Raw genomic sequence first — 23,416 nt, forward strand, 5'->3', positions numbered from 1 at the left:
AATTTAGGTTAAGGATCGGATAAGCATGGATAAACTATCAATAAAAGACCTTTCCCCAGAAGGGAAAAAGGTACTAGTTCGTGTAGATTTTAATGTTCCTATTAAGGACGGAAAAATTTTAGATGATGTCCGTATTCGTAGTGCTATGCCTACGATCAATTACCTATTGAAGAGAGATGCTGCGATCATTTTAGTCAGTCATTTAGGGCGTCCTAAGGGAGATATGTTCGAAGAAGCGTATTCGTTAGCTCCTATTGTGCCTGTATTAGAAGGATATTTGGGGCATCATGTGCCTCTATCTCCAGATTGTGTTGGAGAAGTTGCACGGCAGGCTGTTGCGCAGTTGTCTCCTGGAAGAGTGCTTCTTCTTGAAAATGTACGTTTTCATAGAGGGGAAGAGCATCCTGAGGAGGATCCTAGTTTTGCTGTTGAGCTTGCTGCTTACGCCGATTTTTATGTAAATGATGCCTTCGGAACCTCTCATCGGAAGCATGCTTCTGTGTATCGAGTTCCTCAAATGTTCCCCGATCGTGCTGCTGCGGGATTTCTAATGGAAAAAGAGCTTGAATTTTTGGGACAGCATTTATTAGTGGAGCCTAAGCGTCCCTTTACGGCCATCCTAGGTGGTGCTAAGGTATCTTCAAAAATAGGGGTAATCGAAGCTTTACTCTCGAGAGTTGATAATTTAGTGTTAGCTGGAGGTATGGGGTATACTTTTCTAAAAGCTATGAATCAGCAAGTTGGGAATTCATTGGTGGAAGAGACAGGCATTCCTTTAGCGAAAAGGGTTTTGGAAAAAGCTCGGACACAAGGGGTTAAGATTTATCTTCCGGTAGATGCCAAAGTTGCAAGACGTTGCGAAACTGGGGAAGATTGGCAAGAGTTGTCAATACAGGAGGGGATTCCTGAGGGTTTCTCTGGTTTCGATATTGGGTCTAAGACGATAGCTCTATTTTCTGAGGTGATCCAAGATTCCGCAACGGTATTTTGGAATGGCCCTGTTGGGGTTTATGAAGTTCCTCCTTTCGATCAAGGATCAAAAGCCATCGCTCAGTGTCTTGCAAGTCATTCTTCTGCAGTGACGGTTGTTGGTGGGGGTGATGCCGCTGCCGTAGTTGCTTTAGCAGGATGTACCTCGCAGATTTCCCATGTATCCACAGGAGGAGGAGCTTCTTTGGAATTCTTAGAGAAGGGCTATCTTCCAGGGACAGAAATTCTCTCCCCTGCTCGCAGTTAAATATACTTTATTGATTCTCATCTGGTTAAAAAAAAAGCCCTGTTAGTCAGGGCTTTTTTTTGCTTAGTTATATCCGTTTATTAATAGCCTTATGTAAAAAACACAGTCTTCTTAAGACCTCTTCTTTTAATTAATTAAAAGAAATTTATAAGCTTATTTAATAAAAACAATTGTTTTTCTTAAAAAGAAGTTTTTAAAATTTAATAAAACAGTTGATTAAAAGTTATTGTTGACGGAGGATCTATGGGTATTCGACCTACTGGTGGGAATAACGGATATCAGTCCCTTCCAATTTCTGGAGACAGTGACAGTGATAGCGTGAGTAATGTCAGCAGTGCTGGATCTCTTGGAAGTCATAGTATTTCTTCCCAAGGAAGATCTAAAGGCATATGTGCGCGAATAGCTGATGTATTTAGAAATTGTTTCTCTCGTAATAGTAAAACTGCCTCCCCATCATCTAGTAGGTCTATTACCCAAGCGGATATTCATCACCCAACTCTTTCTGGACAGGGAACCCAAGCAATTCTCTCTACCGGAGATGCAAAAGTGGACAGTGCAGTTATTCATGGAGATTTGCGTGCACAGAATACACGGACAGTAGCTACCCATATTCAGAGTAAATTAAAATCCATGGAGAAACAGTCATCTGGCAACTATAAAGCAGGGGCGTATGATGCAGTAAGATATGCCTTGTTTACCCCAGGTGGGACCTCTGTGAATAGCCAGCAAGCTCACCAGATTTGTACTCGTGGTAGAGACTTGTGGCAACAGTCAGTAGACGATCTTGGGGAGCATGAAAATACTGATGGACTTATGATGCTTTCTTGCCTCTGTTTAGGAGGGAGACAGGTGCCTACAGGTCAGTTAAGAGAGTTTATGGAAGGGGTTAGAGATACCTTTACCGATGAAGGAGAGTCTGTTGATCCGACGACAGATGATATTCTTGACTTAGCAGCCCAAATCGATGCTGCAGAACTTTCTAAACCAGGTAGTAAGAACGATATCTTAGCTTACTTAGGGAATTGTGGGAAAGCCACTTTAGATAATAGCCAAGTGAGTAATCTTGTTTTAGATAGTCAAGAAGAGACCAGTCCTCAACAAGTTCGAGACAATTCCCAAGAGATCCAACGATTATTGGATTATGCGCAACAAACAGATCCCGTTTTGTTTTTACAAACAGTAACAGCGCTAACCTCCGATATATTCTTCGAAGGCGGAGAGAGTGTAGGAGATCCTTTCGATTACTAAGGGGAAGAAGTAGTGAATAGTGTAGGTCCTATTGGGGGCAATTTTAGACCTGAAGAAACGAATGATCCTCAAAACGATGAGCGGATTGATGTGCCTGATGTTGACGAGGGGGAGCTAGAAGAGCGTGTTTCTGATCACGCAGAATCTGTGATTGCAGAAAATTCGGAAACACTGCTTCGTACCACTTCTTCGGAAGGAGCAAGTGAAAGTCTTCAGCAACATATCAGTTTGGAAGAATCTCCACGTCAACGCGGTTTTTTAGGAAGAATTCGTGAGGCTGTTGCTTCTATTTGGAAGCGGCGTATTTCGCGGCGTAGTGGGAGTTATGATCTGAGAAAAGCGGAAGAGCAGCAGGGAATTGAGCAGATGCTGCATCATTCTAAAATGCCTTCTTTAACTAAGCCTTATCACCATTGCCGTGAGTTTAGTGATTCGTGCTTAAATGCAGTCAGGAGATTTTTTGCTAAAATTTTTCATGCTTTACGAGACGCCTATGCTCGTAATTGTACACGTTCTGGCTTAAATTTTTGTGGGGCTAGAGAAGATTCTATAGAAGTGCTTGCTGCGACTGGGCTACTTTTGCGTATGGCAACGCTACATTCTTTTGAACAAGTGGGCGGAGATTATGAAGAGCGATTGGAAAATAATGATGCTCCAGTGATCGATGAAGGAAGAACGCTTATTGATGATACAGAAGAGCACATTGAAGCCATATTGAGTAGCAGAACGCAATGGTCTAGAGAGACTATGCTAGGTTTTTCTCGTGGGCTAGTTAAACTGTGCGCAACTCCGTATTACGCGAATCCTTTTTCATGTTTGAAGTCTATTACAGCTTTGGAGAAAAAGGACCCTTCCGCGGACTACACCCAGGCTTTGGTATTGGCTAGCGAAATTGATCGATTAGCGGAACAGGCTCCTCAAGCAGCAAAGTATGTTTTAGATGCTCTTCGGGTTCGGACTTCAGAATTATTAGGGGAACTCATTACTATTGATCTACTCCCTCCTTTAGGAAGAGTGGGGAGAGGAGGAGTGTTTTTCCCTGTGAACGATCAGCTGGTTGTTCAGATCGTTAATGCGAATATAAGACGTTTGTATTCTACATTTGCACAAGATCATCAGGCTTATCTACGTATGATAGATGGGTTAGTTCAGAATTTCTTCTTCATTCCTAGTGAAGAAGATCCCTCTTCAGTTGGGAACATCTAGGCATTTTCTGATGGGATGGGATAAATAACGTGAAATAATACTTATTATGTGAAGAATAGGCGAAAAGACCTAACCGCGTATGCTATTAGATTCTCGTTTTCCCACAGATTACTATTTACGTATCCTGGAATTAGCCATTCGGGATTCTTCTTGTAAACTAGTGTATAATCGTCGCATTCGAATGTTAGAGACTTTGCCTCTTGATCAAAAGCTTTCAGCTGATCAAGAAGAAGAATCGAGCATTTTACGAGAAGTGATCAGCGAGCTTCTTGTGCATTCAGGGGAGAGCTACGCGATTTCTGCACGACTTCTTGCAGTTATCGATATTTATTTGAAACAAGAGCAACCATCGAACTCCCTTTTTGCGAGGATATTTCGAAAAAAAGAAAGAGTAAGAAAACGACAGATCATTGATAAGTTACTTTTGTTGAAAAGTATCCTATTCTTTGAACGGCAACGCCCTGTGAAAAAAGTTGCGTCCGTTGCTGATTCTATCCTACGCAAGTCTAAAGGCAATTTCTCTTCTTGGGAAGATTTTACCCACGATGTCCAGTCTCAAAAATCTGGTACAGAAGAAGAGGTGCCAGATTCATTACGGGGGAGGGTAGAAGAGGATGCTGCTTCGCAAATGATTGTGGAAGTATTACTCTCTTTCTTAGACAACCAAGATATGTATCTTTCTGTAAGCTTTGAAATTCTTCGAAATTTTTTAGAAGAAAAAGTTTTATCTAAGCGGAGCTTATCACCGCGGAGTCATGATGCGGTTAAGAAGATGAAGGATTTATATTTGGTAAGTCCCGAAGATTTTCAAACTTTTGTAGGGGGAGTGATCACCGAATCTCTTTTTCAAGAGGAAGACCAACTTGTTGTGGGATGTGTCATTTTCTCTCAAGAAGGACAAGAACTCTTTGATTCTTGGAAAGGTATCACGAAGAAATATCCTCATGATATGCTATATACACAAGCATTTTTAGCAGAAGTGGTATTACACGTTGTACAGCACCATATTCATCTAAATGCAAAAGTTAAGCCGACATCACCAGAACAGGTGGGTAGTCTATACAGTATTCGAGACCATAGCCCACGAGCTTGGGCAAGAATGATGCGGGTATTACTGATGCGTTGGTTGCTTGATTATCATTTCGATGTGTATGCACATCTTAAAGAAGAGATTCTTCGCTGTCCCCCTCGACCTCCTTTTTGGCAAATGATTCCTTCAGAATCAGGGGATGGGACTTTCCATAGAGAGGCTCGTTAGTCTGTTTAAGAATTTAAGAAAGAACAAATAGGACAAGCATCTATTTTGTGATGTAGGGCCGGACAATACTCTCTTGCATAGTAGATAAGTTGTAGATGTAATTTCGGTGAATTCGTCTTCCCAAAGAATGCGACTAAATCTTTCTCTGCTGCAGAAGGGCTACGTTTTGTAGAAAGTTTCCAACGATGAGCTAGGCGAAGAATATGCGTATCTACAGGGAAAGTATTCTCTCCATAGTAGATGCTTAAAAAAACTGAGGCGGTTTTTCTTCCTACTCCGGGAAGCTTGGTCAGCTCCGAAAGGGAGCGAGGAGGCTCCTGAGCATAACGCTCTACAAGAATACAAGACAGTTCATGGATGTAAACGGATTTGCGTTCTCCCAATCCACAAGGAGCAATGAGCGAATATATTTCAGAAAGAGGAAGTTTACTCATGGATTGCGCATCAGGAGCTTTAGCAAAGAGAGCCGGTATAACAGTATTGACAACTTTGTCCGTGGAGTTCCCAGATAAAAGAATGGCGATAAGAAGCTGGAAAGGAGAATGCCATCCTTTTAAAGAAGGTTCAGGATTGGGGAACAGTTGGTTCAAGGTGTTTAAGATAAATGCTCGCTTGGATGGTACGCGTAGCTTGTTCATCCGGCTATTTCCCTATACAAAATTTACTGAAAATTTCTCCTAAAACATTTTCAGTGACTTCAGATCCAGATAGATTCCCTATAGAATGTAAAGCTTGTCTGAGATCTAATGCAAGGCATTCATTAGGGAGATGTTCTTGGAATCCTGTTAACGCATCTGTTAAGCATGTATGAACAGCATGCAGCAAGCTGTGATGCCTTGCAGAAACTAAAAAGACTTTAGAAGATTTTCCTAATTGTGTGGTGTGGAGCCATTTGTTTAATGCTTGTCGCAATTCCGAAAACCCTTTTCCAGTTTTAGCAGATACAAAAATTTGCTGAAAAGGGACCTCTAGTTGAGGGGGAGATGCAACATCGCATTTATTCCAAAGTAAAATAGTCGGCTTTTGGTATAGGATGGCAGGAAATTCTGGAACAGGTTGAGAGGCATCCATAACCCAGAGGATGCCCTCTGCTTGACTCATGGCCTGCCGAGCGCGTTCTATTCCTTCTTTTTCAACAATGTTTTCGGTTTCTCGAATACCTGCAGAATCAATCAGACGAAGATTCTTCCCTTGCAAAACCCAGTTTTCTTCTAAAATATCGCGAGTTGTTCCTGGTATGTCGGTAACAATTGCTCGATTTTTTTGAGTAAGAGCATTGAGTATAGAAGATTTCCCTGCATTGGGAAGCCCTGCTAAAACAATGCTTGTCCCTTGAGCAAGACGTTGTCCCTCATCAAAGCTAGAAAGAAGCTCTTGTGTGATAGTGAGAGCTTCTGTGATTTTTTGCACAGGAAGGGAACGTTCCGTTTCTATATCTTCTTCAGGGAAGTCTGCTAAAACTTCTATGTAGGCTAAAGCTTCTATGATTAAGGAGGAAATCGAGGAAATGGCTTGTGAGGTATGCCCTTGAAATTGATTTTGGGCAATATGAAAAGCATCAATATTTTCAGCTGAAATGAGCTGTTGTATAGCCTCTGCTTGAATTAGGTCGATTTTCCCATTCAAAAAAGCTCGTTGTGAAAATTCTCCGGGAAGTGCTGCGCGAGCCCCTTCCGCCAACAAGGCATTCAAAATTTGAGAGCAAGCGAAGTATCCTCCATGGCATTGGAATTCTACAATGTCTTCACCTGTAAAAGAACGGGGGGTTCGCATAATCAACACTAAAGCTTGATCAATACAAACTTCATTATGAACTACAGTGCCAAGGTGGGCTGTATGCGAGGCATAGCCTGCAATATTGCCAGAAAAAATACGATTAGAAATAGAAATAGCGTCAGGGCCAGAGACGCGCACAATGGCGACACTCCCTTCTCCCGGAGGAGTTGCAATGGCAGCGATTGTATCATTTTGAAGCATAAGTAGGCGCCTTTAGGCTAAACAAAGTGCTGAAAAGGAGACTATTATACTTTTGGAGGAACTTTCTAAGCAAGAAAGGTAGATTAGGGAGAGTACGAGGTCTAGTTTGCTCCTTTGTTATTATAAATTTTTGAAATAGAATATTTGGTAAATCGAGCGATGTTAGGCTGAAGGGATTTTTGAGAAAGGGGAACTTCTTTATAGTTCCTTGTGTTTCGCATGTAGCAGACCTTCGCGAGAAGAGCAAAGTATCCCCGCTAGGGTAGGAGAGAAACATGGAATCGCAAGAATTTTTATATGTGAATCGCGAAACAGGTGCTGTGGAAAAAGAGCCAGTCTGTTGTTCTTTTGCGATTAAGTTTTTTCTTGAAACCCGATTAGGGAGGGGGGTGTATTCTTTTTTATGTAAGAATAGCTTGTTTTCTCGAATCGTGGGCAGGTTTCAACGACTGCGAATGACAAGGCGCTTTATTAGGCCTTTTGTTGAAAAATATCGTATTTGCGAAGACGAGGCATTACGTCCCCTTTGTGATTTCACATCTTTTAACGATTTTTTTATACGGAAACTTAAGCCAGAAGCTCGGCCTATTTGTGGAGGGAGTGAAATATGTGTCACTCCTGCGGACGGTGCCTATCTGGTGTTTCCTTCTATAAAGGATGTTTCTTTGTTTTCTGTTAAAAACCAACTTTTTTCTTTGAACTCTTTGTTAGAAGATCAGCAATTAGCTTCCGAATATGCAGAAGGAAGTATGGCTATTGCTAGGTTGGCACCTTTTGATTACCACCGATTTCATTTTCCAGTGGAAGGTATTGCAGGTACCCCCAGACTGATTAATGGGTATCTCTTTTCCGTTCACCCGCTGATGCTTAAAAGGAATTTAAAAGTGTTCGCCGAAAATAAGCGGGAGATAACCGTTATAGAGTCTAAGGAGTTTGGCAAAGTTGTCTATATAGAAATAGGGGCTTTAAATGTCGGCTCCATCCATCAAACTTTTGCTCCTGGTAGCTATGTAGGGAAGGGAGCAGAAAAAGGTTTCTTTGCTTTTGGGGGATCGACAGTTGTGTTGTTGTTTGAGCCTCAGCGTATTATTTTTGATGCGGACTTGGTGCACCATTCTGCCCAAGGCTTAGAAACTCGATGTCGAATGGGACAATCTTTAGGAAAACGTTTCTCTTCATAAAAATAAAGACTTAAAACGTTTTTTTTGATATTGCAAGAGAGAGAAAACTCAGAAGTTGCGCATTATGTGGCTAATCGTAGCGTGGACACTCTTGGCTTGCTTAGCGATGGCTTTAATCTTTAAAGCTTATAGGCATGTCGTCTGCTTTCGCGACTACGTGAACCAGGTGATGCGAGACGTGCGGTTGAGTATGGATTTAAAGGAGTGGGCGGTTGCGGAACAGCGCCTGGTTCCTATTCTGAAAAAGCGTCACTATCGACGTAAATATTTGTTTGAGTATATCCGAATTCTTCGTGAGCAAGAGCGTTTTGAGGAGGCTGAAAAGCTTCTCGGAGAGGCCAAAAAGTTGAAGTTAGTTGGCCCTCAGTTTTTCTTAGAAGTTGCTCATAAGGCTTTTCGTCATGGTGCTTACAAAGAAGCTGCACGTGCTTTTTCGCTTCTTCCTTCAGAATTATTAGAAGAGCGTGAAGTAGCACGTTATACGATTTCTCTTGTATATCTTGGGGAAGTAGATTGTGCTTATCGGATCGTTGAACCTTGGATAGGTCCATTAGCTCACCAAGAAATCTTGATCAGCGTCGGACATATCTACTTCGTTACGAAGCATTATGCGAATGCTATAGATTTTTATCGGCGAGCGCGGGCTTTGGGATCTTGTTCCATTGATGTTTTGTATAACTTAGCACATTCTTTGCGCATTTGTGGACAGTATGTTGACGCGGGGATGCTATTTAGGGAGCTTTTAGGGGATCCTGTTTACAAAGACGAAGCTATGTTCAATGTGGGCTTATGTGAACAGAAGTTAGGGAACTCGAAAAAAGCCTTATTGATCTACCAAAATAGTGAATTATGGGTTCGTGGCGATGCTTTGATGATGCGCTATGCAGCTTTAGCTGCTGCAGATCAGCAGGATTATCAGCTTGCAGAGCATTGCTGGACATTAGCTTTCCGTTGTCAAAGTTACGCTGATGATTGGAATTGCTGTGTGCATTATGGTTTAGCGTTATGCCATTTGAAAAAATATACTGAAGCAGAAAAAGTCTATTTACGGGTAATCCAAAAGACCCCAGACTGTCTTGTTGCTTATAAAGCTCTGGCTTGGTTAGCAGGTGTTGGGCATGCAACAGTGATTACTGCTCGAGAAGGGATAGCCTATGCTAAAAGGGCGCTACAAATTAAACGTTCTCCAGAAGTGCTAGAGTTATTAAGTGCTTGTGAAGCCAGGGAAGGAAATTTCGATGTGGCTTATGATATTCAGGTAATTTTAGCCGAACGGGATAAAACTGTAGAAGAACGTGAGCGCCGATCGCAAATTCTAAAAAATTTACGCCAGAAACTTCCTATTGATCAGCAACATATAGTAGAGGTTTCTTTACTGTTGGCAGCATAGTAATTTTCTCTCTTATAAGTGAGCCCGGCATAAGGGTTTAGCTCTCGTATTGTACGAGTGCTTTTTGTTTTCTTTTTCTCGAGGAAAGTCTAGAATGTGCCTGAATGCACGGATTTCTTTTCTCTCGAGTAGGCTTTCCTAAAGAGATTTTGTGTATAAAAAGATAATTATCAAAAAGAAATAAAAGAGCTCCGTTCTTGTTGTACAGGCGCACCTAAGTAAGAATTCGAGTTTTTCAAAAGCATGTGTTGAACATATGATGGATTTCCTTAAGCGTTTTTTCGGATCTTCCCAAGAGAGAATATTAAAACGATTCCAGAAGTTGGTTGAAGAGGTTAATGCTTGCGATGAGAAATTTTCGTCTTTATCTGACGATGAGCTCCGCGAAAAAACTCCTCAATTGAAGAGAAGGTATCAAGAAGGGGAGTCTTTGGATAAACTCCTTCCCGAAGCATATGGTATTGTAAAGAATGTGTGTCGTCGCTTGGCAGGAACCCCAGTGGAGGTTTCTGGATACCACCAGCAGTGGGATATGGTTCCCTATGACGTGCAAATTCTTGGTGGTATTGCCATGCATAAAGGCTTTATTACCGAGATGCAAACAGGAGAAGGAAAAACCTTAACTGCGGTTATGCCGCTTTATTTAAACGCGTTAACAGGGAAACCGGTTCATCTCGTCACGGTAAATGATTATTTAGCTCAGCGGGATTGTGAATGGGTAGGTTCGGTTTTGCGTTGGCTGGGCTTAACAACAGGCGTTTTAGTCTCGGGGATTCCTCCAGAAAGACGTAAAGCGATCTATCAGTGTGACGTAGTTTATGGAACTGCTTCGGAATTTGGATTTGATTATCTCCGGGATAATTCGATCGCGACAAGAAAAGAAGAGCAGGTTGGTCGTGGGTTCTATTTCGCTATCATTGACGAAGTAGATTCTGTACTAATTGACGAGGCAAGAACACCGCTGATTATTTCTGGTCCGGGAGAAAAACATAATCCTGTTTATTTTGAATTAAAAGACAAGGTTGCTGAGTTAGTACATTTCCAAAGAGAGATGTGTAACCATATTGCTGCTGAAGCAAGAAAAACCTTAGATCCATTTTTAGGGATGGATGTGCTTCCTAAAGATAGAAAAATTATGGAAGGCATCTCGGAGGCTTGTCGGGCTTTATGGTTGGTAAGTAAGGGGATGCCTCTTAACAGAGTTTTACGGCGTGTGCGGGAGCACCCTGACCTTCGTGCTATGGTTGATAAATGGGATGTTTTTTATCATGCAGAACAAAACAAAGAGGAATGTTTAGAGAGACTTTCCTCCCTATATATCGTTGTTGATGAACATAATAATGATTTCGAGTTAACAGACAAAGGAATGCAGCAGTGGATCGAGAAGATCGGTGGAGCTGCAGAAGACTTTGTTATGATGGATATGGGGCATGAATATGCCTTGATCGAAGAGGATACTACTCTTTCCCCTGAAGATAAGTTGAATCGCAAAATCGCTGTTTCTGAAAAAGATACGCAAAGAAAAGCAAGAGCTCATGGATTGCGTCAGCTGTTGCGCGCCCATTTATTAATGGAAAGGGATATTGATTATATCGTTCGTGATGATCAGATTGTGATCATTGATGAGCATACAGGCCGTCCTCAAGCAGGCCGTCGTTTTTCAGAAGGTTTACATCAGGCTATTGAAGCAAAAGAACATGTAACGATTCGTAAGGAATCGCAAACTTTTGCTACAGTGACATTGCAAAACTTCTTCAGATTGTATGAGAAACTCGCAGGAATGACTGGGACTGCTATTACAGAGTCTCGGGAATTTAAAGAAATCTATAATCTGTATGTTTTACAAGTCCCGACATTTAAGCCTTGCTTGCGTATCGACCATAACGATGCCTTTTATATGACGGAACGAGAGAAATACCAGGCTATTGTTGCTGAAATCATTTCCGCACATCGTTCAGGAAAACCGATTCTGATCGGGACGGAGTCAGTAGAAGTTTCAGAGAAGCTTTCGCGTATTTTGCGACAAAATCGTATTCATCACACTGTACTCAATGCCAAAAATCATGCTCAAGAAGCTGAAATTATTGCTGGAGCTGGAAAGGTAGGAGCTGTAACGGTTGCTACAAACATGGCTGGTCGAGGAACAGATATTAAGCTGGATAAAGAAGCTGTTGCTGCTGGGGGGCTTTACGTCATAGGCACATCGCGGCATCAGTCTCGGCGTATTGATAGACAGCTACGTGGTCGTTGTGCACGGCTTGGAGATCCAGGTGCGGCTAAGTTCTTCCTTTCTTTTGAAGATCGACTTATGCGGCTTTTTGCATCTCCTAAGCTCAATACATTGATTCGACATTTTCGCCCTCCTGAGGGAGAGGCCATGTCGGATCCTATGTTTGACCGATTGATTGAAACTGCACAAAAAAGGGTAGAAGGCCGCAACTATACGATACGTAAACATACTTTAGAGTATGACGATGTGATGAATAAACAGCGGCAAACGATTTATGCGTTTCGGAATGATGTTCTGCATGCAGATGATTTGTTCATTGTTGCACGAGAACAAATCGAGCATGTATCGCTGGCTTTGGCGTTTCTAATTTTAAAAGATGCTCGTGCGGACCACTGCTCTTTACCCAAGGTTGAAGAGTGGCTGAGTTATTCATTCCCTGTAAAGCTCGATGATCAGGAAATTCGTCGTCTAGGAAATGTGGATGCCGTTGCTGATTATATAGGGGGCTTATTGATAGAGGCTTTTGATGCTAAATTCTCCTCTATGCTCACTGAGTTTACGGAAATTATTGGATCAGCGTCTGGTGCTCAGGGGGTTTGCAATGATATTCTTCGTTCAGTGATCATTTCGCATATTGATGAAGAGTGGAAAGTGCATCTCATGGATATGGATTTGCTGCGTTCCGAAGTAGGGTTGCGTTCTGTTGGACAAAAAGATCCTTTGATCGAGTTTAAGAACGAGTCCTTCCTTTTATTTGAAGGGTTAATTCGGGATATTCGTATTGCGATAGTGAAACATTTATTCGCTCTGGAGTTATCCTTAACACGAAGCGACAGACCTGATAATGCTATTCCAACTGTTGCGACGGCTTTTCATAATCACGATAATTTTCGCCCTATGGAGCTAACAATTATCGGAGAAGAGGAAAATTAGCCTTTTAGGCAATCTCTCTTATTGGGAGATTGCCTTTTCTGTATTGGAGAGAATGCTAAAATTAGAAAGCATTAAGGTTTTGTGGTTATATAAAAGTAGCCCATTCAGACCAGGCTTCTCCGTCATGGTGGCGAATCCAGAAAGAGCGATGATTGTCACTGATTAAAAATTGTACCCGATGCGCCCTGTTCAAGGTAGTCATGCAAATGATGATATTGTCTAAATTGGCGTTTTGTGCAGGAAAGTCTTTAGGAGCATTGAGCAGTTTCTCCACATTTGTAGTAATTAGCAAATCTGGATGAAGAAGTGTATTACAGTCGTATTCGGCTGTAGTAATTTTTTTGGGAGGAATATTAAACCAGCCTTCCCAACAGCCTCGATAATAGCTACGAGTATAGGCATAGTTACAATCACTAATGTAGAATTGACGAGTAACGCCATTCAATACTGATTCCCCTAGTACAATGAGCAAGTCGCCATTTTCTCGATCATCTTCCTCTATATATACCCCCGTTTCATGATAGGCATCTAAAGGTTTTGTTTTATCTGACTCACAGATGAGACAATCTAGCTCTTGTTTATCATCAGATTGGGATTCATCGTATAGTTCGTAGTGCATAGGGATTAAAATCTCCAAGAAATAACTATTTTATTTTTTATTATTTCTAATAAAAGATTTTTATTTTTTTACAAATTAATTTGATTTTCTCGCAGGTTTTGCTTTGTATTCTAAATCAAAAGGTATTCCATATAAATTAAAAGCTGCTTTTAGAGTATTTTTTAAATACAGTTCGTAAGGCTTGGTGAGCAGCGTATTGGAATTAATAAAGAGCAAGAAGGAGAATGGCGTTACCGTTTTGTGAATCGCATAGTAAATGCGTAGACGTTTACCATTAATCACTTGAGGGTGATGTCTTTGCATAGCACCCGCTAGCACCTTATTAACTAGGGAAGTCGATAGTTTTGTCGTTGCAATGGTGTAGACATCATCTACAGCAGAGAAGATTTGTGAAAGGTTACGGCGCTGTTTTGCTGAAATACAAAGTATTCGAGCTTGGCCTATATAGGGATCCATTTTTCGCAAATCCTGGACGTAGTGTTCCATCCGAACCCCAAACATTAGGTCCCATTTATTAACGAGAATAACATGAGGTTTTTTATATCTCGCAATCAGGGATAAAATGCGTTTATCTTGATAAGAGAGTTGCTGCGTAGCATCTATCACTAATAGGCAAATATCTGCTCGGGAAATCGCCTTCTCTGTTCGTGAGGAGGACATCCATTCTACAGAATTTTTAATGCTCTTGGCTTTTCGTAGTCCCGCAGTATCTATGAAGACGTATTCTTTATCGTTATACGTATAGGAGACATCTACATTGTCTCGTGTAGTTCCAGGAGAGTTATCTGTTATACAGCGCTCTTCTTTAAGAAGCGCATTAACAATGGAGGATTTTCCAACATTGGGATGTCCAATGAGAGCCACTTTCAGTGGACGATTTGAGATAGATGGTGTTGTTGTTTGTGCAACAAGTTCTTCCAAGAAAGAAGCTTCTTCTTGAGATAAAGATTCATTTTCAAAAAGAGTTTCATCTGCGAAAGTATGTAGGGCTACAGAAGATTCCTTAGAGGAGAACTCTTCTTCTTGTGTATTTTCTTGTTCTTCTGCAGATGGAAGAGGAATTTCCGCTACCTGACGAATGCGTTCTAACAGCACATCAATATGCTTGTCGTGGCTAGCGGATGTAGCAATCATATTAGAGATGCCCAATCCATAGAATTCATGAATGCGCTGGAGGTCCTGTTGAGAATCCGCTTTATTCATGACGAGAATTAATGGTTTTTTTAGAGGAAGAAGACGTTTTGCAAGCTCTTCATCTTGTTTAGTGATCCCACATCGGATATCTACAACAAGCAAAAGAACAGAAGCCTCTTCTGCGGCAGCTAACGCTTGTTTATGAATCTGCTTCTGGAATCGGTCTGTAGACTCTTGGTCTACCCCTCCTGTGTCGATAACATGGACAATAGAATCCCAAGCTCGAATTTCTCCATACAAACGATCTCGCGTAGTTCCTTCTTGAGCATTGACAATCGCTAAAGAACGTTTGCATAAGCGGTTAAAAATAGAAGACTTCCCTACATTTGGTCTTCCTAAAATAGCAATACGCATAAACAGGCTCTATTAATCCAGAATTGAATAATTAGGAAGAAATGATAAGGAGTAAAAAATTAAATCTAAAGAAATAAAATTAACTATTTAAGAGAGCCTTATCGAAAGGAGAGGTTATTTCCAAAAACCTTTATCTTTTAACAGAGATAAAATTTTTTCTTTGTCAGAGCACTCATGTTCTATGGATAAGGCTTCAGCCTCTTTGAGGAGCTCTCCTAGTAACCGACCAGGAGCAATTCCTCTTGCCATTAAGTCTGGTGCAGAAACTAGAGGAGAGCCGGTTTGAATCCTTTCTATGAATGAGGCAAGACGAGTTTTCAAGTGGTGTACTCGAGAAATAAACAACTCCTGCTCATGAGGTGTACGCTGTAGTGACAAGAAGAGCGAAAGGAGTAGGGGGGAGGTTTGTGAAGCAAAAAAATGTGCCCAAAAGATTTTATTATTCTGCTTAGCTCGAAACTGAGGCAAAGCTTCATACCAATCTTCTAGTAACCCAAGCTCTTTGTTGGAGACTTTTAAGCGAGAGAAGGCTGCTATAGCCTCTTCCTGTTTTACTTCCTGGAAGAGAGGGAGTAAAAAAGCGATCTCTGGAATGTGCGGATCCCGAATTCTTTGAGCAAAAGCAATAGTAGAACGTAAAAATCCACTAGGGGAGGCCTTTAACTCTGGGAAGATGATTGGGAGAACCTTAAGCTTAATAAGTAATTGAAGAGACTCATAAGGTGCTTTGCGAAGCATTTTTTTGAGCTCTTGCCAGATTCTTTCTGGGGAGACCGAGGTCGGTAAAGATGGAGCCTCTTTGATAATAGCGATCTCTGTTTTCGGGTCTAAAGAAAAGCCCAATGTCGCGGCAAAGCGAATAGCTCTAAGGATACGGAGCTTATCTTCTAAAAATCTTTGTTTAGGATGTCCAATTGCTCGAACAACTTTTCTTTCTAGGTCAGCCCTTCCCTCTACTAAATCAAAAAGTTTTTCTTCAAAGGGGTCATAGTACATGCCATTGATTGTGAAATCCCTTCGAATGGCATCGTCCTTCATAGAAGCAAAAATCACGCGATTGGGGTGACGACCATCTGCGTAATCTTCATCACTGCGAAAGGTTGCCACTTCGAACAGTTGTCCATTTTCTTTTACAGCAATAATACCGAAAGCAGCTCCAATGGAAAGAGTATCGGGGAAGATAGTAGTCACGATTGTCGGGGAGGCGTTAGTTGCTATATCCACCTCTTCAATGGGGCGGTCCAAGAGCATATCTCGGACACTCCCACCAACAAAATACGCCTGATACCCAGCATTGCGTAATTTTTGAACAATTTTTTTCGCAGTTTCCAAAGTGGACTGGGTCATGCAATTCCTAAAAGTTAAGCAATAGCCTCTGGAGATCTTTGAATAATTACAGGAGATTTGTTTTGCGTAATAGTGTCTTCCTCTATGCGAATAGATTCCACCGTAGGATCAGATGGTATTTCGAACATAAGATCTCGAAGAAGATTCTCTAGAATCATTCCTAAAGCACGGGCTCCTGTCTTTGCTTGCTTCGCTTTTTGCGCTATAGCATAAAGAGCTTCTTTTTCGAAAATTAACTTTACGTTTTCTTCTGCGAATAACTCTGTATATTGCTTAACAATAGCGTTAGCTGGCTCAGTAAGAATTTCAACGAGCTCATCTAGGGTAAGCTCCTCGCAATTGACAATACAGTTAAATCGGCCAATAAATTCTGGGATCATTCCAAATGCGATTAAATCTTCTGTTTCTACTTTTGCGAGAAGACGATCGCGATCAGTGACAGCAAGATCTGTTTCTTCGGAAAATCCTATGGTCGTTCTGCCTAGTCTTTTAGCAATAATTTTATCCAAATTAACGAAAGCTCCTCCCACAATGAAAAGAATATTTTCCGTATTTACACGAATATATTCCTGGTTAGGGTGCTTTCTTCCCCCTTTAGGCGGGATGTTAGCAACGGTGCCTTCTATGATTTTCAAAAGAGCCTGTTGGACTCCTTCTCCAGAAACATCTCGAGTGATAGAAACATTAGCTGTTGTGCGACCAATTTTATCGATCTCATCGATGTAAATAATTCCACGCTCTGCGCGGGCTACATCATAATCCGCTGCTTGCAGGAGGCGTAAGACAATATTTTCTACGTCTTCTCCTACATAACCAGCTTCTGTTAAGGTTGTTGCATCCGCGATCGTAAATGGGACATCCAAAATTTTTGCTAACGTTTTGGCAATCAGAGTCTTCCCTGATCCCGTTGGGCCTAGCAACAATACATTGGATTTCCCATAACTGACCTGCTTATCCTGCATGAGGGCTCGGATCCGCTTATAGTGATTATAGACAGCGACCGAAATCGTTTTTTTGGCACGTTCTTGCCCAACAACATAGGAGTCTATGTGGCGTTTGATCTCTTTAGGAGTTAACACTTTCAGACTTGTCTGAGGTGCTGTTTGAGATGTTGAGACCTCTTGTGCTGCGGGAGTTGGAGTTTTATCCAAAATCCCGGAGCACAGTTTAATACAATAGTCACAAATGTAGACCGATGGACCAGCGATGAGTTTCTCAACATCCTTCTCAGATCGCCCACAAAAAGAACAGATCGCAAGATTTTTTTTTGTCATAATACTTCTCTAAGACACAATGTTCTTATCTTTTGTCTCTTTTGCTGAAGAGACAACCTTGTCGATTAGCCCGTAAGCAATAGCCTCTTCCGCTCCCATAAAGAAGTCTCGCTCTGAGTCTTCAATAATTTTTTCTACTGGCTGACCAGTACATTCAGCTAGAATATTAGAAAGGTGTTTTTTCAATGTTAAAATCTCAGCAGCTTGTAGCTGAATATCTGCAGAGGTTCCAATGATTCCCCCAGAAGGCTGGTGGATCATCATGCGGCTGTGAGGTAAGGCATAACGTTTCCCTTTCGTCCCTGCAGAAAGCAGAAGAGCTCCCATGGAAGCTGCTTGACCGATACAGTAGGTATTTACATCACAACCCAGAAAACGAATGGTATCGTAGATCGCTAACCCTGCTGTGATATACCCTCCTGGGGAATTGATGAAAATTTGGATGTCTTTTGTAGGGTCCTCGGACATCAGAAATAGAAGCTGGGCTATGACCGTATTTGCCAAAGGCTCGGTAATTTCTTGCCCAATCATGACTATACGGTCCTTTAGCAGCCGAGAATAAATATCCATAGCTCGTTCGCCGCGACCCGTGTCTTCAACAACGTATGGTACCAACGTCATATGTGTGCTTCCTCTCAAATCATTTGGTTACAGGTGTGCGTACGTCATATCTACTCTTGACCCATAGAAGGGAGGGATCCCATCTAATTAAAAATACACCTACGCATTAAAATGATGAATTCTATGTTTAAGTGTTTCTTGGGTCAAGCGTTTTCCTGCGATCAAAACTAAGAGGGGACAACCTCTAGATCTTTTTTCTCAGCTGAAATAGCTTCAATTGCTTTATGATAAGTTAATCGATCGCGAGCAGCAAGGACTAACTCTTGGAGCATTTCATTAGAAATATCTTTAGGAGGATGAGCTCCAAAGCGTTCTCTCGAACAAACGTCCATCATACGTTGAAGTTCTTCTCTAGAGATGGATAATTCTTTCTCTGAGAAAACTTTTTGCGTTAAGAACAAAAGCTTCACAGCTTTTCTAGCATCTGCTTTTGCTTCTTCTAGTAAGGTTTGTTTTTGTTCTTCTAGTTCAGAGTCTGAGCAATACTTAACCAACCGGGCATTTAAAAGTTTTTCTCTAGAGAGAATTTCTTCGCGTTCCTGTAACAAACTTTGCGGCAGGTCAAAATCGATGAGCTGAGCTAAAGCATCTTCTGCAGCAGAAAAGCGTTTTTGATGATGCTCTTCCTTAGCCTGGTTTTCTAGCTGTATACGAAGTTTTTTCTTCAAATCTTCTAGAGATTCTGCTTGCAACTGCCGAGCTTTTTCATCATCCATTTCTGGGGACGAAATTTCAATAACAGCGTTGACTGTGAAAGTAAGAAGATCTCCGTTTAAAAAGGATTGAATATCCTCAGAAGCAATCTCTTCTTCCACACGATGGCCTGTGGACACATTTAAAAATCTAGCTTTAAAAGCGTCTGTCATATCCTCTTCGCTAATTTTGAAATATTTGTTTTCAAAAATAGCAACTGGATTTGAGTTAAGATCTCCCTTTTTAGACACATGTAGAGATAAGGAGATGAAGTCGCCTTCTTGAGAAGGTCTTGTAACAGGGGTTTTTGTTGCAAAAAAGTAAGCAACATTTTTTAAGCCATTCTCTAAATCTTCGTCGGAGATTTCTTTTACAGGCTCTGGGTCTGAAAGATTCAATTGTTCCCATGGAAGAGATGGAATAACTGGGAACGCTTCGTATAGGAAAGAAACAACGCCCCCGTCCGCAGCATTACAAGAGTCAACTGTAGAAGAACGAACTGCTTTTGGAGATAACGGCTTTCGATCACACATTTGTGAAAGAGCTTCGAAAGAAGCGCGAAGCAAAAAACGTCGAAGTTCTTGCTCAACTTGAGTCGCGTAGCGAGCTTCAATAATATTATCAGGAGCTTTCCCTTTACGAAAACCGGGCAATACTACATTCTTTTTAACAGTCTTGAGAGCTTCTTTATGACATTTTTGAGTGACCAAGGGATTGGCCTGGACTTTTGCTGATACAACGCAGCCTGCGGTTTCTTCGATATTTATAGAAAACAAATCGTTAGAAAAATCTCGTGAAGACACAGAATACCCTTTTGGTAAGTTATCCGGGAAAGAGAAGCGGGTGATGAGGCTTGAACTCACGACCTTCACGTTGGCAACGTGGCGCTCTACCACTGAGCTACACCCGCGAGAAGAAAAACATTCTAGATAATCAGAGGAGTTTTTCGCAATCCTTTGCTTTGAGGTTTTGTAAAAAAATTGGTGTGAAAATTTTTGAAGGGGAGTGGAAGGGGGTAAAAAAGAAAAAAATTGACTGTAGGCTACCATAAAAAGGGGGAAAAGCGAGAGAAGGTGAGAGCGTCAAAATTTTCATTGATTTAGCAGATGCAAACAGGTACAAGTAACAGGTCTGTGAACCCCCTATGCTTTAGAGGAGAAATGCTTAATTTTCGTAAATTAAGAAGAGATTTTACAGCTAACATATTGCAAGACGGAAAAGAGTTATTTACTCAAGGCGCTGTGGTTAGTGCAAAAATCTTGTCCATGAATAGCGAGACAGTGTGTATTAGTGCACAAATTCGAGGTTCATACGACAATGTTTACGAGTGCGAAATTGAAGTAGATCGAGCGGAATCTGATACTATAGATTCTAACTGCGATTGTTCTTACAATTATGACTGTCAGCATATCGTAGCCTTACTATTTTATTTGGAGCAGTACTTTAATGAAATGGTGGTTACCTACTCCAAGGAGGCAGGTCTTTCTTCTAATGAGGAAGTGAGCAAGGAGTTGCAAGAAACTTTTGTTGTAGCGGCGACGCGGGAAGAGGAGCGTAGAGATCGCGAACATCAAAAAGAGATCCTTCGAGAATATAATCACGCTGCTAATGTATTAAGTGAAAATCCTTTCTTCTTACCTCTAGAATATTCTGAGAAAGATAGCGCAGAGCTCGCAGTTTTGTTCGTTCCTCAAAAAAATGAAAAAGAAGTTTTTTCTCCCAATCAGCCTATAGAATTTCAGCTCGTTTTGCGTCTTCCAGGGCGTTCCAAACCTTTTTACATTTCTAATATCAAGACTTTTCTAGAAGGGGTGTTGTATCAAGAGCCCATAGTTTTCAGTGGAAGACGCTTCTTCTTTACTCTGCAATCTTTCAGTGCATCGGATAGGAAGCTCATTGATTTACTGATTCGTTATGCACGTTATGCTACGGGGAATGCAGAAGAAAAATTATTGAAATCGGCCTTTTTGACTCCAGCATCTTTAGGAATGATTTTATCTAAAATGTTGGAACATCAAATGGCGGAAAGTGGAGGGGTTAAGTTAGGAGAGCGAGAGTGTTTTCAGGGGATTTTTTGTGGTAATTTAGAAGAACCTCTGTTTTGGTCTGTATCTCCAGCTAAGATGAAGTTTCATTTGGATTATTTTGATACTCCTTACAAAGCTTTATTAATGAAACCTCTAGTTGTAGTGGATGAGGAAGAGATCCAGCCAGAGCACGCGGTGCTTTTGGAGTCGAATTGTCCCGGCATCATTCACAAGAATGTGTATCATCATTTCTTGCCCCAGATCAAGCGTGCGCACATAAGAACTTTTGCAGGATTACGTGATGTAGCCATTCCGGAAGCTCTTTTTGGTTCTTTTTGTGAAAATGCCTTGCCGGTGTTCCGAGATTACGCGGAATTGTCCAATATCGAAGCTTTAAATGTTTTCAGTACGTTACCCTACACAGAAGAATTACGAGGAGTCTGTGATATCAGCTATCTGGATGGAGAGCTCGAGGCGAAGCTCTTTTTCCTATACGATGGGCAAAGGGTGCCTGCTACCTCGTTTTCTTTGCAGTACCAAGACGTGCGTGCTTTTGTCCGACCTGATGGGATTTTAGCTCGAAACTTAGTTGAAGAGAGAAAAATTTTAGAAGAGGTGTTTGCGGGATTTATTTACGACGAACGCGATGGGGCATTCCATGTAAAAAGTGAGAAGAAGATCGTTGAATTCATGACAGAAACGATCCCTAATAATCAGCATCGAATTACGTTTAATTGCCCAGAAACTCTTTCGGATCAATTTATCTATGATGAAACCGTATTTGATCTTACTTTCAGAGCGGGAGCAGATATTAACTATTACGAAGCAGAGTTAAAAGTTCATGGGTTATTGAAAGGAATCAGCTTGGACTTGCTGTGGGATTGCATCAGTGCGAAAAAACGATTCTTAGAGTTGCCTAAGAAGGGCTGTCAGTTGAAGAAGGCTCGTCGAGGAAAAGCCCAAGCTTCGAAGCTCCCTTGTATTCTTGTCCTGGATTTAGAGAAGATTGCTCCTGTTATTCAAATTTTCAATGAAATCGGTTTCCAGGTTTTAGATGATTTTGTAGAAAAATGTCCTTTATGGAGTTTATCTGGTATTTCCTCTGCATCTTTCAAAAATCTTCCAGTTAACTTTTCTATGACGGAAGATCTTGCTGAGATACAGAAGCAGATTCGTGGGGAAGTTGATTTTGAATTCCAAGAGGTCCCTTCTCAAATTCAAGCAACTTTACGATCCTATCAGAAAGATGGGGTGCATTGGTTAGAGCGTTTGCGTAAAATGCACCTTAACGGCATCCTCGCGGATGACATGGGATTAGGGAAAACATTACAAACGATTATTGCTGTTACGCAAAGTCGATTGGAAAAAGGCGGTGGGTGTTCTTTAATCATTTGCCCAACGTCTTTGGTATATAACTGGAAAGAAGAGTTTCGAAAATTTAATCCAGAATTTAAAACGTTGGTAATTGATGGTATTCCATCACAACGACGCAAACAGTTATCTTCTTTAGAAGAATATGATGTTGCTATTACTTCTTACAATTTACTACAAAAAGATATCGATATTTATAAAGACTTCCTCTTTGATTACGTTGTACTCGATGAAGCGCATCATATTAAGAATCGCACCACGCGTAATGCTAAATCAGTAAAAATGATTCGAGCTTGTCACCGCTTGATTCTTACAGGAACTCCAATCGAAAATTCGCTAGAAGAACTATGGAGTCTGTTTGACTTCCTCATGCCAGGACTTCTTAGTAGTTATGATCGCTTTGTTGGTAAGTACATCCGTATTGGCAACTACATGGGGAACAAGGCGGACAATGTGGAGGCTTTAAGAAGAAAAGTCGCTCCATTTATTCTTCGTAGAATGAAAGAGGATGTCTTAGAAGATCTGCCTCCAGTTTCTGAAATTCTGTATCATTGTCATCTCACCGAATCTCAAAGGGAATTGTATCAGTCTTACGCGGCCTCAGCTCGGCAAGAGTTGTCTCGTTTAGTGAAACAAGAAGGATTTGAGAGAATTCATATTCATGTGTTGGCTACGCTTACACGCTTAAAACAGATTTGTTGTCATCCAGCAATTTTTGCGAAAGATACTCCAGAACCAGGAGATTCTGCAAAATACGATATGTTAATGGATCTATTAGGTTCGCTAGTAGATTCTGGACACAAGACTGTTGTGTTTAGTCAGTACACTAAGATGCTAGGGATCATAAAACAAGATTTAGAAGCAAAAGGGGTGCCTTTTGTGTATCTTGATGGTTCCACCAAGAACAGATTAGAGATAGTTCAACAGTTTAATGAAGATCCTAGTTTACTCGTTTTCTTAGTTTCTTTAAAAGCTGGTGGAACAGGATTGAACTTGGTTGGAGCTGATACAGTGATCCATTATGATATGTGGTGGAATCCAGCTGTTGAGAATCAAGCAACCGATAGGGTACATCGTATTGGCCAGAGTCGCTCGGTCTCTTCCTATAAGCTAGTTACGTTAAATACAATCGAAGAAAAGATCTTGAGTTTGCAGAACAGGAAAAAGGGTCTTGTAAAGAAAGTGATCAATTCTGATGATGAAGTCGTTTCTAAGTTAACTTGGGAAGAAGTGCTCGAACTTCTACAGATATAGTT

The 23,416-nt window shown here is 41.2% G+C and carries 16 protein-coding genes and 1 tRNA gene; 8 read left to right on the forward strand and 9 right to left on the reverse strand.

What is annotated here, in order from left to right; translation table 11 throughout:
* Positions 1–25: 25 nt before the first annotated feature.
* The 4 genes from TC_RS00345 (at position 26) to TC_RS00360 (ending at position 4,949) form a co-directional block, all read left to right on the forward strand.
* Positions 26–1,237 (forward strand): phosphoglycerate kinase, encoded by a 1,212-nt coding sequence (locus tag TC_RS00345; RefSeq protein ID WP_010229269.1) that lies wholly within the window; start codon positions 26–28, stop codon positions 1,235–1,237.
* Between the two features lie 243 nt (positions 1,238–1,480).
* Positions 1,481–2,485, forward strand: coding sequence for a SemD/SinC family type III secretion system effector (semD, locus tag TC_RS00350; RefSeq protein WP_010229272.1), 1,005 nt, complete (start codon positions 1,481–1,483; stop codon positions 2,483–2,485).
* 12 nt (positions 2,486–2,497) lie between these two features.
* On the forward strand, positions 2,498–3,691 hold the full coding sequence (locus tag TC_RS00355; RefSeq protein ID WP_010229274.1) for a TmeB family type III secretion system effector: 1,194 nt from the start codon (positions 2,498–2,500) through the stop codon (positions 3,689–3,691).
* A 79-nt stretch (positions 3,692–3,770) separates the two neighbouring features.
* Positions 3,771–4,949, forward strand: coding sequence for a hypothetical protein (locus TC_RS00360; protein ID WP_010229278.1), 1,179 nt, complete (start codon positions 3,771–3,773; stop codon positions 4,947–4,949).
* A 5-nt stretch (positions 4,950–4,954) separates the two neighbouring features.
* Here the strand turns inward: TC_RS00360 and TC_RS00365 are convergent, their stop codons facing one another.
* Together TC_RS00365 and mnmE are read right to left on the reverse strand one after the other, a co-directional pair.
* Complete coding sequence (locus TC_RS00365) at positions 4,955–5,587, reverse strand: endonuclease III domain-containing protein (RefSeq protein WP_010229283.1); 633 nt, start codon at positions 5,585–5,587, stop codon at positions 4,955–4,957.
* Positions 5,588–5,591: 4 nt separating this feature from the next.
* Positions 5,592–6,926, reverse strand: a complete 1,335-nt coding sequence (gene mnmE, locus TC_RS00370) for a tRNA uridine-5-carboxymethylaminomethyl(34) synthesis GTPase MnmE (RefSeq protein ID WP_010229287.1) — start codon at positions 6,924–6,926, stop codon at positions 5,592–5,594.
* 275 nt (positions 6,927–7,201) lie between these two features.
* On the opposite strand from mnmE, the gene TC_RS00380 reads away from it, so the two are divergent.
* The 3 genes from TC_RS00380 (at position 7,202) to secA (ending at position 12,660) form a co-directional block, all read left to right on the forward strand.
* Entirely contained in the window at positions 7,202–8,107 is a 906-nt protein-coding gene (locus TC_RS00380; protein ID WP_010229290.1) for a phosphatidylserine decarboxylase, read from the forward strand.
* Positions 8,108–8,171: 64 nt separating this feature from the next.
* Entirely contained in the window at positions 8,172–9,497 is a 1,326-nt protein-coding gene (locus TC_RS00385; RefSeq protein WP_010229292.1) for a hypothetical protein, read from the forward strand.
* Positions 9,498–9,753: 256 nt separating this feature from the next.
* Positions 9,754–12,660 (forward strand): preprotein translocase subunit SecA, encoded by a 2,907-nt coding sequence (gene secA, locus TC_RS00390; protein ID WP_010229296.1) that lies wholly within the window; start codon positions 9,754–9,756, stop codon positions 12,658–12,660.
* Between the two features lie 85 nt (positions 12,661–12,745).
* On the opposite strand, the gene TC_RS00395 is transcribed toward secA, so the two are convergent.
* From TC_RS00395 to TC_RS00425, 7 genes are all read right to left on the reverse strand, one after another.
* A complete protein-coding gene (locus tag TC_RS00395) occupies positions 12,746–13,279 on the reverse strand; it encodes a hypothetical protein (protein WP_010229299.1) in 534 nt (177 codons plus the stop codon).
* A 75-nt stretch (positions 13,280–13,354) separates the two neighbouring features.
* Positions 13,355–14,827, reverse strand: coding sequence for a ribosome biogenesis GTPase Der (gene der, locus TC_RS00400; protein ID WP_010229302.1), 1,473 nt, complete (start codon positions 14,825–14,827; stop codon positions 13,355–13,357).
* A 114-nt stretch (positions 14,828–14,941) separates the two neighbouring features.
* The gene (locus tag TC_RS00405) at positions 14,942–16,174 is read right to left on the reverse strand and encodes a CCA tRNA nucleotidyltransferase (protein WP_010229305.1); all 1,233 of its coding nucleotides are present in this window, start codon (positions 16,172–16,174) and stop codon (positions 14,942–14,944) included.
* Between the two features lie 14 nt (positions 16,175–16,188).
* Entirely contained in the window at positions 16,189–17,448 is a 1,260-nt protein-coding gene (clpX, locus tag TC_RS00410; protein WP_010229310.1) for an ATP-dependent Clp protease ATP-binding subunit ClpX, read from the reverse strand.
* 9 nt (positions 17,449–17,457) lie between these two features.
* Positions 17,458–18,069 carry an ATP-dependent Clp protease proteolytic subunit gene (locus tag TC_RS00415; protein ID WP_010229313.1) on the reverse strand — a complete coding sequence of 204 codons (612 nt, stop codon included), beginning with the start codon at positions 18,067–18,069 and terminating at the stop codon, positions 17,458–17,460.
* A gap of 167 nt (positions 18,070–18,236) precedes the next feature.
* The gene (tig, locus tag TC_RS00420) at positions 18,237–19,565 is read right to left on the reverse strand and encodes a trigger factor (RefSeq protein WP_010229315.1); all 1,329 of its coding nucleotides are present in this window, start codon (positions 19,563–19,565) and stop codon (positions 18,237–18,239) included.
* A gap of 35 nt (positions 19,566–19,600) precedes the next feature.
* Positions 19,601–19,672 (reverse strand) — tRNA-Gly (locus tag TC_RS00425).
* A gap of 250 nt (positions 19,673–19,922) precedes the next feature.
* Between TC_RS00425 and TC_RS00430 the strand changes: the two genes are divergently transcribed.
* On the forward strand, positions 19,923–23,414 hold the full coding sequence (locus tag TC_RS00430) for a DEAD/DEAH box helicase (RefSeq protein WP_010229318.1): 3,492 nt from the start codon (positions 19,923–19,925) through the stop codon (positions 23,412–23,414).
* Positions 23,415–23,416 lie beyond the last annotated feature (2 nt).

The organism is Chlamydia muridarum str. Nigg, from assembly GCF_000006685.1.
Classification (GTDB): Bacteria; Chlamydiota; Chlamydiia; order Chlamydiales; family Chlamydiaceae; genus Chlamydia; species Chlamydia muridarum.